General features: G+C 46.4%; 1 protein-coding gene. It reads left to right on the top strand.

The window, feature by feature from the left end; translation table 11 throughout:
- Window positions 1–744 (top strand): DEAD/DEAH box helicase (locus tag A3729_RS26375; protein ID WP_231877510.1); only part of this gene is annotated, 744 nt, incomplete at both ends.

Below are 744 nucleotides of genomic sequence, written 5' to 3'. Positions count from 1 at the left end.
AAGAAGGGGGCGCCAATAAACCTCAAGCAAAGAAACACCCAAAACCTGAAACAGCAGGTAAGCCTCAACACAAAGGTGGCAAGAAAGGAAGCGCTCAAGCTAATGTACAAGAACAAGGGGCGAGTGTAGCGCCAAAAAAACAGGCTTGGAGTGCTGAGCAATATGTCGTAGCGCCCGAGGAAGGCAAGACCCGCTTTCACGATTTAGGTTTGCAAAATGACTTATTGCATGGCATCGCTGATCTGAAATATGAATATTGCAGCGACATTCAGGCAGAATCTCTACCTCACACTTTAAAAGGCTATGACGCCATTGGTAAGGCTGCTACGGGCACCGGCAAAACTGCAGCCTTCCTGATTACCATTATTAATGACTTGCTATCTCGACCTGTGCCAAAAGGTGATCGTTATGCAAGTGAACCCAGAGCACTGATTATTGCGCCAACACGAGAGCTGGCGCTGCAGATAGAGAAAGATGCTGTTGCCCTGACTAAACATATGGATATGTCGATTTATTCAGTGCTGGGCGGCATCGACTACCAAAAGCAAAAAGATTATGTGCGCAATACCGTTATCGATATTTTGGTTGCGACACCAGGGCGTCTGATCGACTTCCTCAACAGCAATGATTTGTATCTGGATCAGATCGACTTTTTGGTTATAGATGAAGCTGACCGTATGCTGGACATGGGCTTCATTCCTGATGTGAAGCGTATCATCAGTAAGTGCCCAAGAGAGGATAATC

The sequence above is a fragment of the Oleiphilus sp. HI0043 genome (genome assembly GCF_001634935.1).
This window is presented reverse-complemented; position numbering and strand designations above follow the sequence as displayed.